Below are 15,506 nucleotides of genomic sequence, written 5' to 3'. Positions count from 1 at the left end.
GATGAGCCACGACATCGCACCCATCACCCGAAAACTCGCAGCGGCACTCGCCGTCACCGCGGCCCTGGCATTCACACCGCCGGCGTTGGCCATCGACAGCGGCATCAGCCACGACGTCAATGCCCATGTCAGCGCCACGCCAGCCAAAGGGTCGGTACTCCCGGACACGCAGCTCTCGTTACGTCGGCAGATTGTCATCGATCAGGAGACGATCCGCCTGGGCGACCTTTTCGACGGCCGGATCAGCGCCGCCGCCGGCGTCGACGCGGATACCGTGGTTGCGTATGCACCGCAGCCGGGCCGCCGCGCGATTTTCGATGCGGAATGGCTTTCACGGCTCGCCTATCGGCTACGGCTGAACTGGCGCCCGGCCACCCGGCTCGACCGGGTTGTCGCGGAACGCACGAGCACGCTGATCAATGGTGACGCCGTACGCGACACGATTGCCGCCGAACTCGCGGAACGCGGCTTCGGCGACACATTCGACATCGAGATCTCGAACCACAACCTGCTGATCCATATCGACAGCCGCCTCCCCGGAACCATCGGCATCGCATCGCTTTCCGTCGATCCGTCCACCGAGCGTTTCAACGCCGTTATCACGGTTCCCGCCGGCGACCCGCGCGCCAAGCGGTTGACCGTGGCCGGGCGCATCTTCGCGATGCTCGACGTGCCGGTGCCGGTCACGACCTTGCGTCCCGGCGAGACAATCCGGGCCGATGATATTCGATGGAAGCCCGTGCGGGCGCGTGTCGTCCACGACAGCACAATTACCGACGCCGATGACCTGATCGACATGGAGCCGCGTCGCGCGCTGCGCCAGGACACACCGGTGCGCCGTGCCGACCTTCGCCGGCCGCAAACCGTCAGCAAGGGCAACGTCGTAACCATGCTCTACGAAACCCGCGCCATGACGCTCAGCGCCACGGGCATCGCGGAAGGCAACGGCACCGACGGCGACATCATCCGCGTCCGCAACAGACAGACCAAACTTGTGATCGATGCCCGCGTTACCGGTCCGGACCGGGTCACGGTCCTGACCCTGCCGCAGCTTGCCGACAATAACGGCACCAATCGAGGAACGACACGATGAATGCCTCTCCTGCCATCTGCACCCTGCGGGCCCGGTCCGCTCACGCACCGCGCGTCATCGCACTGGTCGGCCTCGCCGTCGCCCTGACCGGTTGCAACGCCCTGAGCCGGCTTGCCTCGGTCGGCGCCGAACCCCCGCTGACCCAGATCGAGAACCCGGTTGCCCGTCCCGACTATCGACCGGTCTCGATGCCGATGCCGGCACCGCGCCCGATCGAGCGCAACGCCAATTCCCTGTGGCGCACGGGTGCGCGCGCGTTCTTCAAGGACCAGCGTGCCGGCGAGATCGGCGACATCCTGACGGTCGTGGTCGATCTCGACGACCAGGCGCAAATCAACAACGCGACGACGCGCGCGCGCACGGCGACGGAAGATGCTTCGCTGAACGCCCTGCTTGGCTATGAAACGAGCCTGGACGCCGTACTTCCCGAGGCGATCAACCCGGGCAATCTGCTCGACGCCGACAGCGCCACGAACTCCAGCGGCACCGGCACCATCGCGCGTGACGAAGACATCGAGCTTCGCATCGCCGCCGTCGTGACGCAGCTTCTGCCGAACGGCAACATGGCGATCTACGGGCGCCAGGAGATACGGGTGAACTTCGAGGCACGCCAGCTTCAGGTCGCCGGTGTCATCCGGCCCGAGGACGTCACCTCGACCAACACCATCGCATACGACCAGATCGCCGAGGCCCGCGTGTCCTACGGCGGTCGCGGACAGATTTCCGATCTCCAGCAGCCCCGTTACGGGCAGCAGGTGCTCGACATCATCTTCCCGTTCTAGGCGGCATAGGCAGCATCCCTAGTATCGGAAGACAGGCCAGGTAGGCCACCCGGGCAGGTAGCCCAGGAAAGTCAAAAGGGCCGGTTCCAGGCAGGAGCCGGCCCTTTCTTTTTCGCCCGGCCTATTCTCGACTTCGGAATCCATGGTCATGGCCGAAATCCGCCCGTGCTCTGCACCTGCTATGACGGTATCTTCGCGCGCTGATCCCGTTCCCGTAAGCCCCAGATCCCGCAGCCATGATCGACGCGTCACCGCAAGACACACTCAACGAACTGCTTGCCCGCAGCCGAGAGGACCTGACGCCGTGTGGCGAAGGGCATCTGGTATGGCGCATCTGGGGCGCTCCCGAACAGCCGGCAATCATACTTCTGCATGGCGGGTTCGGCGCGTGGAACCACTGGGTACGCAATATTCCCGCGCTGGAGGCCGACTTCCGCGTGATCGTGCCGGATCTGCCGGGCTGCGGCGATTCGGACGACCCGCCAGCGCCCTATGACGCCGCGAGCCTCGCGGCGATCCTTTCGGACGGCATCGATCAGCTATTCGCCGGCGGCAATACGGCGTTCGACCTGGTGGCGTTCTCCTTCGGCGGCACCCTGTCCGGCCTGGTTGCCCACGCCCAGGCCAAACGCATTCGCAGCCTCACCATCGTCGGCACACCTATTCTGGGCCTGACCACCACGGGCAAGGCCAACGACCTGGTCGCCGTGCCGCGCGACATGTCACCCGACGCGGCCGCACCGCTGTATCGGGAAAACCTGGAAAAGCTGATGGTCCACGACCCCGCGGCCGTGGACGATCTGGCGATGGCCCTGCACGTGTCCAATATGGGCAAGACCCGGCTGCGCTCGCGCCGGATCGCGCGGTCGTTCATCACGGCGGACACCCTTCATGACCTGCCCTGCCGCCTGAACTTCATTTTTGGGGACGGCGACCCGACCCTGCATCCGGACCTGGACGGCGTCCGCGCCGCCGCGGCTGGTATCCGACCCGAAGCGCCGTTCCACGTTTTCAGGGAGACGGGACATTGGGTTCAGTATGAAGCCGCAGACGACTTCAATACCCTGCTACCGACATTGCTCGCGGCGGACGCCAAACCCTAGCCGTCGTCGCGAAGATTGCCCTCGTCGTCCACCGAGAGACCCGTCTCGCGCGCAGCCTCGATAACAGAGGGATGCCAGTTGGGTTTTCCGGGGTCAGGCCCACCGACCACCGCCAGCAGCAACGCGTCAGGATCGTCGCAGACACAGCGAAATCCGCGATAAATTCCGATGGGGACATTGACCACATCGCCGACGTCCAGCGTGACCGCAAGCTCCTTTTCCCCCGCGAGCCAGTAGATCTCCCACTGACCATGAACCGGAATGAAGACCTCTTCCGTTTCATGGGCGTGCAGTGCTGCGCCGCGACCGTCCCTGGCACGGATATAGCCGACACTGAACCCATGGGCCGGTGCCTTGATGATCGGCGCCAGCGCCGGATCATCCATATTCTCGGTCACATTGAGACCGATCACGTTGATGTTCTCGCGCTCATACGCCGGCATGCGCGTGTCCAGAAATGCCAGCGGGGACCCGCGCATCTCGGATGCTCGCGACACATTATTCGCCAGCATTTCCTCTCGACTAACGAAGGGCACGTCCATTCTTTCTCTCTCCTTGGCCGCTTCCAGACCGCAGCCCGCCGCTAGCGGCCCTTGGCCGCCAGTTCGACACGCCGGCTGTAGCGCGGGTCGCCACGTTTGATCTCGCCCAGCAGCCGCGAGGCCTTGAGCAGCAGCACATCGTTGGTGCCGTCGGAATGCACGAAGCTCAGCCCGTCGCGCAACAGCTTCTCGATCGGGTTTTTCTTCATGTACCCGGTGGCCGCCCAGAGTTCGAAGGCTTCCATCAAGACCTTCACCGAAGCCTCTGCCGCATTCACCTTGCACAGCGATGCGGCAACGGCATCCGGCTGGCCCTCGGACGCAGACCAGCCCGAGTACCACAGATAATAGCGGGCAGACTCGATCAGCATGCGCATGCGCGCGAGCCGCTGGGACTGGATCTGATGTTCGAAAATCGGCTTGCCGCCCTGCACCCGCTGCTTTGCGTATTGCAGGGTCACATCGTAGGCGCGCTGGGCGACACCCAGTACCGTCGCACCCGCCTGGATGTTTGAGCCGAAACGGGTCAGCAACGCCCCCAACTCGCCGAGCGCGCCGTTGGGCGTACCCATCACATCGGCCTGGGGAATCTCGACATTGTCGAAAATCATCGTGCCGTTGGCGACGTTGCGTTGGCCCAGCTTGTCCCATATCTCGGTCACCGAGTAGCCCGGCGTATCCGACGTCAGCAGGAATCCGGTCATGCTCTTGAGCGGCGGCTTGCGCATGTCCGTGCGCGCCATCACATAGACAACCTTCGCCAGCCCGCCGTTCGAGATGTAGCGCTTCTCCCCATTGAGAATCCATTTGTCACCGCGTTTCTTGGCGGTCATGCGTACACCGCCATCGGGCTTGTTGTACGGCAGGATGGAATCGCTGCCCGACAGAGGCTCCGTCGCCGCAGCCGCCAGCAGGCAGGTCGGGTCGTCCATCACCCGGGGCAGCCATTTCTTGCGCTGTCGGGCCGTCGTGAGATGGCTGATCATGGTCATGATCTTCCACGTCTGATCGAACGCGACCGCAATGCCCAGATCTCCGTAAGCGAGATTCTCGCCGACCATCGACAGGGTCATCACGTCGGCGCCGCCACCGCCATATTCCTTCGGCACCGACAGCGTGCGCAGACCCAGCTTGTCCGCCTTGCGGATGACATCCCAGTTGAAGGATTCGGCCGGATCCGGTTCGCGGTCGCCGATCTCGGCAACGGGGATCATCTCTTCGATCGCGAATTTCCGGGCCTTGTCGCGCAGGGCAATCTGCCGCTTCGTCAGTGCAAATTCGACCATCTGTTACCTCCGTGATTTTTCTTTGTTAGTCGTCGTAAGTCAGCGCGCCGCGGCCCAGAAGGGTCTCGGCCTGCAAATCCTCGAACAGCGTCTCGACCTCGGTGAAGTGCACGCGCTTGCCGATGGCCGACTTGATCGTGCCCTTGGCCATGACCTCCATGGTCTCGAGCAGCTCCGTGCGTGTCGAATGGCGCGAACCAGTCACGATTTTTTCGGTAATCAGCAGCTCGATCGGATCGATCTCGACCTTGCCCGGCTTGGCGCCGATCACCACCGCGCGGCCAGCCGTGGCCAGCGCGTCGATCGCCGCCGTGAAGGTTTCGGACGCGCCGACATAATCAACCGCGGCATCGACACCCTTACCATCCGTCAGCTTGCGGGTGGCTTCGGCGAGATCGTCGACCGCGCGGACATTGATCACCTCGTCCGCGCCCCACTGACGCGCAAAGTTCAGCTTCTCGTCGGAAATATCGGCCGCAATGACCCGCGCGCCAAACGCCTTGGCAACCTGAATGCCGTGCACCCCGACGCCGCCGCCCGCGCCGATCAGCAGCACATCGTCGTGAGGCGATATCCGGGCCCGCTCGCGCATGCAATGCCAGTTGGTATTGACCGCATCGGCCGCGATCGCCGCGCCCTCATAGTCTAGTCCCTCGGGGATCGGCAAAAAATTGCCGGCGGGCAAGCACACATAATCCGCATAGCCGCCATCCACATGGACTCCGACATAGCCACCATGATTCTCGCACAGGGTCTCGCGGCCGCCGTGACACCATCGGCAATGCCCGCAATTGAGATAGAAGTAAACCGCGCAGCGGTCGCCGGGTTTGACGTTGGTCACGCCCTCGCCGATGGCGACGATATCGCCGCCGAGTTCATGGCCTATAATCCGCGGGGCCTCGCCGCCGAAGACCCCGGTCCGCATGGTGACCAGGGTCAGACCGACCCCCGCCGCACGCACCTTCAGTACCGCCTCGCCGGGCCCCGGTTCCGGATCGGGACGCTCCTCAAGTGTAAAGGGTTGCCCCCACTCCTTGACGACCATCGCACGCATCGTGCCGCCTCCCCCTCGATATTCCAATCGAAACATTTGTCGCGCGGGCCTCTGACCGGACCCGCTTGGACAAACGCTAGCAGGTTTCAACGGGGCATGCACAAGCAGCGGCGGCGGGTAGTGCACGCGCGTCCGCACTTTTCAGATAGGTGAAATTCAGCCCGGTAAAGGGAGGGAAAACGCGCCGGGCTACTCGTCGCGGTGGGTCTTCTCCATCCGCTCGTGGCGCTCCTGGGCCTCGATGCTCATGGTCGCGATCGGACGCGCGATCAATCGGCCGACGCCAATGGGCTCGCCGGTATCCTCGCAGTAGCCATATTCCCCGGTCTCGATACGACGCAGTGCGGCATCGATCTTGGAAATCAGCTTGCGTTCCCGATCGCGGGTGCGCAGCTCAAGCGTACGTTCACTCTCCAGCGAGGCACGATCCGCGATATCGGGCTCCTGAACACTGGTTGTCTGCATGTTCTGGAGGGTCACGCCGGATTCGCGCAGCAACTCCTCGCGCCACGCGGTCAAGCGCTGGCGGAAGAATTCCTCCATCATTGGATTCATGAAGTCTTCTTTGTCGGTCGGCGTGTAGTCCGGCGAAAGCATGTTGGACGACATGTAAATCTCTTCCCTTGCATCCCTGGTTTTCGTCACCAAGCGATTTTGCGCGCGGAATATATGCGTGAGACCCCGTTGCGGCAAGTACCCTCGCGTGACGAAATTGTGACGTTATCGACTTCGGATGCCCCGGCACGGGCGGGTGCATCAACGATCCGGAGGAACCGGCAAGCCACATGTGTGCAACAGTGCGGCGCCATTCGGGCGCCAGGTCGTTGTCACAGGCCTAGTTCATGGATAGTTTGGCTATTTCAACGCGCGCGCGCAGCTCGATTTCGTCGATCAGGGCCGCGAGGCGGGGTTCCACCCCTTCCGTTCGGCGCTGAGCCAGGCGCTGGACGATGTTCTGCAATGTGGCACCCGAGATGCCGCCCGTCAGAATGCCGACCCGAATGCGATCCAGTTGATCCAGCAGATCGCCGGCCCGATCGATCTCGGCTGCGGCGGAATCGCTGCCGAAACCACCCGAAGCCTGCAGCGCCACCAGCGCCCCGACGGACGCGATCTGTGTGGTGCCGGAAACTGCCGGCGTCTGCGCCTTTTCAGGGCCGTTCATGTGGCCGGCAAAGTCGCCGGCGGCGGCATCCGTGCCGCCTCTGCGGCGCGGTGCGTTGCTTCGTAGGGATCCTGTGCCTGCAATTTTCATGTGTCACTGTCCGCGAAGGCTGGAACGGGAATGTCCTAAACCATTCTGAATAAACGCGGTTAACGGGCGGTTAAGGCACGCGGCGGCCGGCTAAAGACGGTCCATATCAACATGTTCATCCCCTATCGCACGCCGGGATGCCGGACGAAATTGCGGGACGCGTGGTCCCAGCGCACGCATCACGCGGGCGCGTGCGTACCTCTGTTCGACCCGGACGAGAAACGGCTCATCACAGGGAAAATCTTGCCCCCCAACGGGTCATGGATTGCCCCGAACAGCCCTCAGTACGAACCGGTGTATATATTTTATCGTTTATTTTCAGATAGTTGATGACTTTCAGAAACTGGCACATTTCTCGCAAATCATGGGTCGGGAAGAGATGCCCGAAACGTCGCAAACGGAACCAGTATGATTTCGATCCAGATTATTTCACGTTTTGCCAGGCTCACCGCGCTGGTGCTGTTCATCGCAGCCACAACGATTGTGGCGGGCAAGACCACACCGGCCGACGCACAGTCGCGGATCAAGGATATCGTCGCGATCGAGGGTGTCCGGGACAACCTACTCGTCGGTTACGGCCTCGTGGTCGGCCTGAACGGGTCCGGCGACACGCTGGCGAACGCGCCGTTTACCACCCAGAGCCTCGTGGGCATGCTCGAGCGCCTGGGCGTCAACACCCGCAACGACATCGACGCCCTCAACACCGCCAATGTCGCGGCCGTCATGGTCACATCCACCCTGCCTGCCTTCGCGCGCCAGGGATCACGGATAAACATATCCGTCAGCGCGCTCGGCGACGCCACGAGCCTGCGCGGCGGCACGCTTCTCGTTACCCCGATGCTCGGCGCCGATGGCGAAGTCTATTCGGTCGCGCAAGGCCCCCTGGTGGTCTCGGGATTCTCGGCAGAGGGCAACGCCCAGACCATCACCAAGGGCGTGCCGACGACCGCGCGTATCCCTTCCGGCGCAATCGTCGAACGGGAGATCATGTTCGATCTCGCCGCCCTCACCCAGGTGCACCTCAACCTGCGCAATCCCGATTTCACAACGTCCCAGCGTATCGCCCAGTCGATCAACGGCCTGCTGGGCAACGGCAGCGCCTCCGTCCTCGACCCGGCCACAGTCCGCGTCAAGGTGCCGGCCGCCTTCGCCGGCAACACGATCGGCATGCTGACTGCGATCGAACAGCTCGAAGTCACGCCCGACCAGGTGGCGCGCGTCGTGATCGCGGAACATTCCGGCGTCATCGTGATGGGCCAGGAGGTGAAGATCAGCACCGTGGCCATCGCCCAGGGCAATCTGACAATCCGGATCTCAGAAACCCCGCAAGTCAGCCAGCCAAATGCATTCGCGAGCCAAGGCACGACCACAACGGTCGACCGGTCGAACATCGAGATCACCGACGATTCCGACAAGCGTCTGGCCGTGCTCGACCCGGGAATTACATTGCAGGAACTGGTCAACGGACTGAACGCGTTGGGCATCGGCCCGCGCGACATGATCTCCATCCTGCAAACCATCAAGGCGGCCGGCGCGTTGCAGGCCGAGATTGAGGTGATCTGATGTCGGATATCGGCGGGGGCCTGATCCCCAACGCAGTTTTCGAAACCACAACCCTCGCCCTGCAGGGTGCAGGCCCGAAACTGCAGCCCGGCGCAAAGAACGCAACGCGCGAGACGGCCGAGGATTTCGAAGCTTTCTTCCTGTCCCAGGTATTCGCCCAGATGTTTGAGGGTCTCGACGTCGATCCGGTGTTCGGCGGCGGCCCGGGCGAGACCATGTTCCGATCTCTCATGAACGAAGAGTATGGCAAGGCGCTGGCCAAGAACGGCGGCGTTGGAATAGCCGATTCAGTGATGCGCGATCTCATCGCAATGCAAGAGGACAAATAGTCATGGCCGCCACACAAACCGCCCCCGCTCTGCCGACCGGCACCGATTTCGCCGACAGCCTCATCCGGGTGACCGAACGCCTCTCGGCGCTCATGGAAACCGAAGTCGACCTGCTGCGCGGCAACCGCGCGCGCGACATCAAGGCGCTACAGACCGACAAGGAATCCCTGACCGCCGTCTATCAGCGCATGATGAGCGATCTGCATGCCACACCCGACGCGTTGACCGGGATCGATGACGGGCGCAACTCGGCCCTACGCCGGGCCGCAGCGCGCCTGGAAAAATCGGCGCTGGGCAATTCGATTGCGCTGCGCACGGCCGTCGAGGCGAACACCCGACTGATGGAGGCGATCGCCGATGCAATCCGCAGCCGCGGCAACGAAAACGCAACCTACGGTGCGAACGCCCAGATGGGACACGCGGCTCAGACACCGCTCACCGTTTCAGTGAACCAGACGCTCTAAGAGCCCAACCCGGCTCACCAGCCCAGGATCCTCGCGAATATGTCGCTTACGATTTCACTGCAGTCCGCTCTCGCCTCCCTGAATGCCACTCAGGGTGCGATGCAGGTCGTATCGAACAACGTCGCGAACGCCACGACCGAGGGCTTCACCAAGAAAACCGTCGCCACCCAGACCCAGATCGTCGCCGGCCGCGCGAGCGGGGTGCGGCTCACCGACATTCAGCGCGTGGTCGACCAGAATCTCCTGCGCCAGATCCGCGAACAGCTCGCCAAGGTCGAGGATCTGTCTGTCCGCAGCGATTACTACGGCCGTATCCAGGACCTGTTCGGATCGCCCGGCAGCAACTCCGATGTCTCGCACCTGCTGACCGAATTCGGCGTCGCCATCGAATCCCTGGCGACCACGCCGGAAAGCGCACCGGGAAAATACGACACCATCGCGCAGGCCGTGCAGTTTACCGACCGGCTCAACCTGCTGAGTTCGGAAATTCAGCAGATGCGCCGAGAGGTCGACCGCAATATCTCGGATGCCGTCAGCCTGGTGAACACCAAGCTGACGACCATTAACGATCTGAACAACCAGATATCGCTCGCATTCGGACAGCAGCAATCCGCGGCGGATCTCGAAGACGCCCGCGACAAGGTCATGGCGGAACTGTCCGAGCTGATCGAAATTCAGACCTTCGATCGCTCCAACGGCCATGTGGTGGTCTTTACCAGTTCGGGCCGCCCGCTGATCGACAACGGCGTCGTCAACCTGTCCCACACGGCCGTGGCACAGTTCGACGCATCGATCAGCTATCCCGGGAATGTCAGCGGCATCACCTACGGTGCCGGCAGCATCGACATCACGACCGAAATCGCCAACGGCCGGCTCGCCGGCCTCATCGAAATGCGTGACCAGCGGCTCGTCGAACTGCAGGAAGAATACGACCGTATCACCGAAACCATGACCAGCGGGATCAATGCCGCCCACAACGCCGGGACCTCGTTCCCCCCGCCCACGACGCTGACCAGCACGCGCGGGTTCGCCACCGGCGACGATCCGGGGATGAGCGGCACGTTCCGGGTCTCCATCCTGGATAGCAGCGGCGATGTGGTCGAAACGACGGATATCGCGCTGGCCGGCCTGGCCGACATCGGGGCGCTCGTCACCGCCATCGACGGCATGACCAACGCCACGGCGAGCCTGAATGCCCAGGGCAAACTGGTGATCTCGGCAACCGGCGGCAACGCCGTGGCCGTCAACGAAATGACCAGCGCCGTGACGACCGGCAACGAGACGACCGGCCTGGCGCAGTTCCTCGGCCTGAACGATCTGATCACGCTCAATACGGACTACACCCGATACACATCGGGACATCAGGCGAGCGCCACCGCCGCGCTTGGGATCGGCGGCACACTCACTTTCAATCACCCGGGCGGCACCAGCGCCGTGGCCTATGTGGTCGGTGAATCGCTCACCACGATCGCCGCAAACATCACGACAGCCCTGGCCGGGCAGAACATCTCCGCCACCGTCATACAAGAGAATGGCCGCTTCCGCCTGAACATCAACGACACCGATGGCGGCAACTTCTTCGTCACCGATTCCGGGTCGTTCACGAGCACACTCGATGTCCGCGTGGGCCAGCCCGGTTCGGCATCGCTGGTCGCGGTGCGGAGCGATATCGTGGCCGACCCGAACCTTTTGTCTACCGGCGAGTTGTCGAGCAGCGGCACATTGGCAGTTGGCGACCCGGCGATCTCGGCCGGCGACAGCACTGCGCTCAACGCCCTGGCCAACGTCTTCAGCGCCGACCAAACCATCTCCGCGGCCGGCGGCTTGCCGGTCTCCACGATGCGCCTGGCCGACTATGCCGCCAGCATCGTTTCACTGAACTCGACCCAGGCCAGCGACGTGACCGCACAGCTCGAAGTCCAGGAGAGCTACCGCGCAGCCCTGTCGACAAAATCGGCAAATCTGAGCCAGGTGAACATCGACGAAGAGATGTCGTCACTCATGATCCTCCAGAATGCCTATCAGGCGTCCGCGCGTGTCACCCAGGCGGTGAGCGACATGATGGACACGCTGATCGGCATCATCCGCTAGGAGACCGGCCATGACCCGCGTCGCCCCTTTCGCACAACAGCAGCTCACGATGTTCCATACGTTGCAGGCGCAAAACCGCCTCTACGCCGGCAACATTCAGATCGCCACCGGCCAGAAGTCGCAGAATTATTCGGGCATCGCACAGGATTCCAACCGCCTGATTTCAGCCGAATCCTCGCGCCTGCGCGCCGAGCAGTACATCCAGAGCATCGAAACGGCCGAACGCCGCATCGGCCTGACAGACTCAAATCTCGAGGGCATCGAGAATATTGCGCGCGAATTGCGGTCGGTCCTCGAAAGCGCGCAAAATGGTCCCGTCGACAACCATGTCGATGCCCGCCAGTACGCGATCAATGCGCGCGCGCTGCTGATCGAGCATCTGAACGCGCGCGACGGCGACCGGTATCTGTTTTCCGGCGACCGGGTAGACCGCCCCGCCGCCTCCCTCGATGCGCCGGGCTACACGTCCACCAGCCTGATCCAGTCCGACGCAACGACCGTCGATTCCACGTTCTACGCGCAGTACCGCGCCGATGTATTGGGCAGCGCGGGGTTCCCCGCCGGCTCGTTCTACGAGCAACTTTACTTCGACAAGAATGGTGTCGCCCCGACCGCACCGCTGCCGGCCGACCTCGACAATCCGACCCTGGACGAACTCGTCGGCGAGGACGCGGCATTGTGGGACTATTATGTCAGCCGCCTGAGTTCGACCGAGATGCTGGCGAACCCGAAGCTCGACTATTATGACGGCGACGCCGGCGTCGCGACGGCGCGGATCTCGGAACGCACCAACGTCAATTACGGCATGAACGCGCGCGAGGAGGCAATTCAGCAACTCCTCATCGGCCTGGATACGATCGCAAACCTGCCGGTCACCGCGCCCAACGAAACCTATCTCGGCGAAGTGTTCGATCATGTCCGCGGCATGATGAACACGGTCATCGAGGCCGACCCGACGACAACGTTTGAATCCATCACCGAGCTCCGAAGCCGTGTTCTGGGGCCACTTAACCTGTTCGAATCCACCCGTGAGGGCCATGTCAGGTTCATCAACTACGCCGCCGACGTGATGGATGATGTGGAGGGTATCGAGGAGGCCGAGGTCATTGCGCGGATGCAGGCGGATCAAGTGGTCCTGCAGGCCTCCTACTCGACCCTTTCGCAGCTCCAGGGCCTGTCTCTGGTCAACTATCTGAATTAGCGGGGACACGGGCGCGCGCCCGGAAACCTTTCGTTAAGCCATCGAGGTCATGATGGGTCATAAGGGGCAGGATGCCCCGCGCGCACGACAGCGCTGAATCGCAAAGGAATTGCCGAGATGGTTTCCCCCGTCGAAGGTCTGGCACTTACCAACATGCTCCGTGGCGAGCAGAGCTTCGGGCAATCCTTCGTCCAGGCGCAGCAGCTGGCCGCCGGCCCGCAATTCGAACTTGCATTCTTCAACACCCAGAATGCGTTGCTCGACAAGCTGAATGAGGAAGTGACCGAAATTCAGAACGGGGTGAACACCAACGGTGCCACAGCGCTGTTGAAAGTGAAGATCGCGCAGCTGGAAGACACCGGCGCCAAGATCTCCGACTACAAGAGCACCACCGACTCCAAGAGCAAGAAGATCGAGGCGGCGCTGGAATACATCACCGAACTTCAGAGCCTCGCGGATTCCTCAACGGCCGCCGAGTTCGATGAGAAGTTCGCCCTGCTGCGCGACACGCTTCAGAAAACGCCGAGCCCGACCTACGAGCAGTTCGGGAACCATGATCGCCTCAAGAAAACCAAAGTCGCCGCCCTGGCGGCCATCGATGCCCACAATCACAATAATTTCGCGACCCAGCAGGACATCGACGACACGCTCGCATTGCTGACGTCGATCCAGGACGATCTCAACGTATCCAAGGCGCTCGTCGACATTAACAGCGACATCGCGTTCGATCTGCAGCGTGCGAATTCGGCCAAGACACTTTCCGTACGCAGCGACGTGTTCGACATCGAAATTTCGGCACAGTCCGCCGCCACGGCTTCGATCGAGCAGCAGCAGGAACTCTATTCCAAGATCCTGACTGTGATCTCCCTCGCGTTCGATGCGTCCCAGGAGTTCACGAACTTCATCGCGCAGGAAGTGAATTTTGAGAAAAAGACCCCCGCCGGTTCGGTCCTGAACTTGTTTTCCTGAACCTGAACCCGCGCAGCATCGAACGGCCGGCGCCGGTCCCTCGATGGGGGCCGGCGCTTTGCTTTTTCGACCCGCTGCAACCGGCCAGAAGTTCATTCGATCCGGCAAGACTTGCCCTGCACACGGCAGCCGCTGCCCACCTCGTCGAGCCGGAATATTCATAACATATTGTTTTTACTTGTTATTTTTCTGGCACGGCCCTTGCGATGTACTGAGTGGAATCAGAAACGATCCGGCAATCGAGAATTTTGTCATGAACCGTCAATCGCCAGTAGAAGGAGAACCCACGCATGGCTGACATTTCCCTAAGTGCTGCCGTACGCAGTAATCTTCTGTCGCTCAGTGATACCGCAGGCCTCATCAGCCGGACGCAGGAGCGTCTGTCGACAGGCCTGAAGATCAACGGACCGATCGATGATGCAAAGATCTTCTTCGAGGCGAAGGCGCTCAACGACCGCGCCACCACTCTGTCGGAGAAGAAGGATGGCATCGATCAGGCCGTAAGTTCGGTTTCGGTCGCTCTCGAAGCGGTCAACGCAATCGACTCCATCGTCGATCAGCTGAAGGGCATTGCGATCAGTGCCCAATCCGCCTCAACGGCTGCCGAGTTCACCGAGTTGAACGCGCAGTACAACAATCTGGTCACACAGATCGGCAACGTGACAGCCGACGCCAGCTACCAGGGGACCAACCTGGTCAACGGTACCGGCACAACGCTGACGGTCTATTTCAGCGAAAGCACCTCGAGTGTGCTCTCCGTCTCATCGGTCGACCTTCGGCATAGTTCGAACGGTCTGTCGATTACAACAGGGGCCACGCTCAGTGCGTCGTCGCTGAATACCTGTGCGATCAACCAGCTCGATACGGCCATTGCCACCTTGAGTGCCAAGGCCAAGACGCTGGGCTCGAACGTCGCCCTGCTCCAGACCCGGCTCGACTTTACCGAGAGCTATGTCAACGAGCTCGAAAGCGGCGCCGACAAGCTACGCCTCGCCGACGTCACGGAAGAAGGTGCCAACCTGGTGGCGTTACAGACGCGCCAGCAGTTGGGAATTTCCGCCCTCTCCTTCGCCGGCCAGGCCGAACAGTCGGTCCTGTCCCTGTTCAACTAGACGAACTGACAGGAAACATTTCGAACGAGGGGGGCTCCGGCCCCCCTTTTTCTATCCCGATCACACCATCCCCATGAGCCACCGGACGAATTACCGCCGGCATGGTTAAATGTAATTAACTATATGTTTTTAAACAAATATTTAGGATACATGTTGCCGCCACTGCGGCAATTATTGCCGCCCGACCGGCAATAATTGCCGGTCGGCAAGCTTCGCCCCGCGGGCAACCCGTTGGTTTCACTGGATTCTCGATACTGGCACGGCAATTGCTGCCTGTTGGGTGGGACAAGAAGTCCCTCACACCAACGCCATAGTTAGGAGAACCCATCATGGCTGATATCTCACTTAGTTCTGCAGTACGCAGCAACCTTCTCACGCTTGCCCGAACGTCCGATCTGATTGATCGGACCCAGGACCGTCTGGCGACGGGCCTGAAGGTCAATGGTCCGGCCGACGACGCGAAGATCTTCTTCGAGGCCAAGGCGCTCAACGATCGCGCCTCCACCCTCAGTGAGAAGAAAGACGGCATCGACCAGGCCGTGAGCTCCGTTTCGGTTGCTCTCGAAGCGGTCAACGCGGTCGACTCCATCGTCGACCAGCTGAAGGGTATTGCCATCAGCGCGCAGTCCGCGTCGACGGCGGCCGAGTTCACTGAGTTGAAT

The 15,506-nt window shown here is 62.0% G+C and carries 16 protein-coding genes; 11 read left to right on the top strand and 5 right to left on the bottom strand.

Annotated elements, in window-relative coordinates; translation table 11 throughout:
* Position 1 precedes the first annotated feature (1 nt).
* The 3 genes from flgA (at position 2) to ABJ363_01000 (ending at position 2,978) form a co-directional block, all read left to right on the top strand.
* Positions 2-1,093 (top strand): flagellar basal body P-ring formation chaperone FlgA, encoded by a 1,092-nt coding sequence (gene flgA / locus ABJ363_01010; protein ID MEP4377552.1) that lies wholly within the window; start codon positions 2-4, stop codon positions 1,091-1,093.
* Complete coding sequence (gene flgH, locus ABJ363_01005; GenBank protein ID MEP4377551.1) at positions 1,090-1,875, top strand: flagellar basal body L-ring protein FlgH; 786 nt, start codon at positions 1,090-1,092, stop codon at positions 1,873-1,875. The genes flgA and flgH overlap by 4 nt, the downstream gene beginning before the upstream one ends.
* Positions 1,876-2,111: 236 nt before the next feature.
* Entirely contained in the window at positions 2,112-2,978 is an 867-nt protein-coding gene (locus ABJ363_01000; protein ID MEP4377550.1) for an alpha/beta fold hydrolase, read from the top strand.
* Here the strand turns inward: ABJ363_01000 and ABJ363_00995 are convergent.
* From ABJ363_00995 to ABJ363_00975, 5 genes are all read right to left on the bottom strand, one after another.
* Entirely contained in the window at positions 2,975-3,520 is a 546-nt protein-coding gene (locus ABJ363_00995) for a cupin domain-containing protein (GenBank protein MEP4377549.1), read from the bottom strand. The two genes, ABJ363_01000 and ABJ363_00995, sit on opposite strands and share 4 nt — an antisense overlap.
* Positions 3,521-3,561: 41 nt before the next feature.
* The gene (locus tag ABJ363_00990; GenBank protein MEP4377548.1) at positions 3,562-4,806 is read right to left on the bottom strand and encodes an acyl-CoA dehydrogenase family protein; all 1,245 of its coding nucleotides are present in this window, start codon (positions 4,804-4,806) and stop codon (positions 3,562-3,564) included.
* 25 nt (positions 4,807-4,831) lie between these two features.
* Entirely contained in the window at positions 4,832-5,860 is a 1,029-nt protein-coding gene (locus ABJ363_00985) for a zinc-binding dehydrogenase (GenBank protein ID MEP4377547.1), read from the bottom strand.
* A 189-nt stretch (positions 5,861-6,049) separates the two neighbouring features.
* The gene (dksA, locus tag ABJ363_00980) at positions 6,050-6,469 is read right to left on the bottom strand and encodes an RNA polymerase-binding protein DksA (protein MEP4377546.1); all 420 of its coding nucleotides are present in this window, start codon (positions 6,467-6,469) and stop codon (positions 6,050-6,052) included.
* 226 nt (positions 6,470-6,695) lie between these two features.
* Positions 6,696-7,115, bottom strand: coding sequence for a flagellar assembly protein FliX (locus ABJ363_00975; GenBank protein MEP4377545.1), 420 nt, complete (start codon positions 7,113-7,115; stop codon positions 6,696-6,698).
* 408 nt (positions 7,116-7,523) lie between these two features.
* Between ABJ363_00975 and ABJ363_00970 the strand changes: the two genes are divergently transcribed.
* The 8 genes from ABJ363_00970 to ABJ363_00935 form a co-directional block, all read left to right on the top strand.
* A complete protein-coding gene (locus ABJ363_00970; GenBank protein MEP4377544.1) occupies positions 7,524-8,678 on the top strand; it encodes a flagellar basal body P-ring protein FlgI in 1,155 nt (384 codons plus the stop codon).
* On the top strand, positions 8,678-9,007 hold the full coding sequence (locus tag ABJ363_00965) for a rod-binding protein (GenBank protein MEP4377543.1): 330 nt from the start codon (positions 8,678-8,680) through the stop codon (positions 9,005-9,007). The genes ABJ363_00970 and ABJ363_00965 overlap by 1 nt, the downstream gene beginning before the upstream one ends.
* Before the next feature lie 2 nt (positions 9,008-9,009).
* Positions 9,010-9,471 (top strand): hypothetical protein, encoded by a 462-nt coding sequence (locus ABJ363_00960; GenBank protein MEP4377542.1) that lies wholly within the window; start codon positions 9,010-9,012, stop codon positions 9,469-9,471.
* Positions 9,472-9,510: 39 nt separating this feature from the next.
* Positions 9,511-11,562, top strand: a complete 2,052-nt coding sequence (flgK, locus tag ABJ363_00955; GenBank protein ID MEP4377541.1) for a flagellar hook-associated protein FlgK — start codon at positions 9,511-9,513, stop codon at positions 11,560-11,562.
* 10 nt (positions 11,563-11,572) lie between these two features.
* Positions 11,573-12,763: a hypothetical protein gene (locus ABJ363_00950; GenBank protein MEP4377540.1), complete on the top strand. Its 1,191-nt coding sequence runs from the start codon at positions 11,573-11,575 to the stop codon at positions 12,761-12,763.
* A gap of 117 nt (positions 12,764-12,880) precedes the next feature.
* Positions 12,881-13,732 (top strand): hypothetical protein, encoded by an 852-nt coding sequence (locus tag ABJ363_00945; protein ID MEP4377539.1) that lies wholly within the window; start codon positions 12,881-12,883, stop codon positions 13,730-13,732.
* Between the two features lie 290 nt (positions 13,733-14,022).
* The gene (locus ABJ363_00940; protein ID MEP4377538.1) at positions 14,023-14,844 is read left to right on the top strand and encodes a flagellin; all 822 of its coding nucleotides are present in this window, start codon (positions 14,023-14,025) and stop codon (positions 14,842-14,844) included.
* 329 nt (positions 14,845-15,173) lie between these two features.
* Positions 15,174-15,506 (top strand): flagellin-like protein (locus ABJ363_00935; GenBank protein MEP4377537.1); only part of this gene is annotated, 333 nt, incomplete at its 3' end.

This window comes from Alphaproteobacteria bacterium (assembly GCA_039980135.1).
Lineage (GTDB): Bacteria > Pseudomonadota > Alphaproteobacteria > UBA6615 > UBA6615 > UBA8079.
This window is presented reverse-complemented; position numbering and strand designations above follow the sequence as displayed.

Coding starts and splice junctions, on each gene's coding strand:
- ABJ363_00985 (MEP4377547.1), bottom strand. CDS start 5,860: ATGCGTGCGATGGTCGTCAAGGAGTGGGGGCAACCCTTTACACTTGAG.
- ABJ363_01000 (MEP4377550.1), top strand. CDS start 2,112: ATGATCGACGCGTCACCGCAAGACACACTCAACGAACTGCTTGCCCGC.
- flgA (MEP4377552.1), top strand. CDS start 2: ATGAGCCACGACATCGCACCCATCACCCGAAAACTCGCAGCGGCACTC.
- ABJ363_00960 (MEP4377542.1), top strand. CDS start 9,010: ATGGCCGCCACACAAACCGCCCCCGCTCTGCCGACCGGCACCGATTTC.
- flgK (MEP4377541.1), top strand. CDS start 9,511: ATGTCGCTTACGATTTCACTGCAGTCCGCTCTCGCCTCCCTGAATGCC.
- ABJ363_00990 (MEP4377548.1), bottom strand. CDS start 4,806: ATGGTCGAATTTGCACTGACGAAGCGGCAGATTGCCCTGCGCGACAAG.
- ABJ363_00950 (MEP4377540.1), top strand. CDS start 11,573: ATGACCCGCGTCGCCCCTTTCGCACAACAGCAGCTCACGATGTTCCAT.
- ABJ363_00995 (MEP4377549.1), bottom strand. CDS start 3,520: ATGGACGTGCCCTTCGTTAGTCGAGAGGAAATGCTGGCGAATAATGTG.
- ABJ363_00965 (MEP4377543.1), top strand. CDS start 8,678: ATGTCGGATATCGGCGGGGGCCTGATCCCCAACGCAGTTTTCGAAACC.
- ABJ363_00975 (MEP4377545.1), bottom strand. CDS start 7,115: ATGAAAATTGCAGGCACAGGATCCCTACGAAGCAACGCACCGCGCCGC.
- flgH (MEP4377551.1), top strand. CDS start 1,090: ATGAATGCCTCTCCTGCCATCTGCACCCTGCGGGCCCGGTCCGCTCAC.
- ABJ363_00970 (MEP4377544.1), top strand. CDS start 7,524: ATGATTTCGATCCAGATTATTTCACGTTTTGCCAGGCTCACCGCGCTG.
- ABJ363_00940 (MEP4377538.1), top strand. CDS start 14,023: ATGGCTGACATTTCCCTAAGTGCTGCCGTACGCAGTAATCTTCTGTCG.
- ABJ363_00945 (MEP4377539.1), top strand. CDS start 12,881: ATGGTTTCCCCCGTCGAAGGTCTGGCACTTACCAACATGCTCCGTGGC.
- dksA (MEP4377546.1), bottom strand. CDS start 6,469: ATGTCGTCCAACATGCTTTCGCCGGACTACACGCCGACCGACAAAGAA.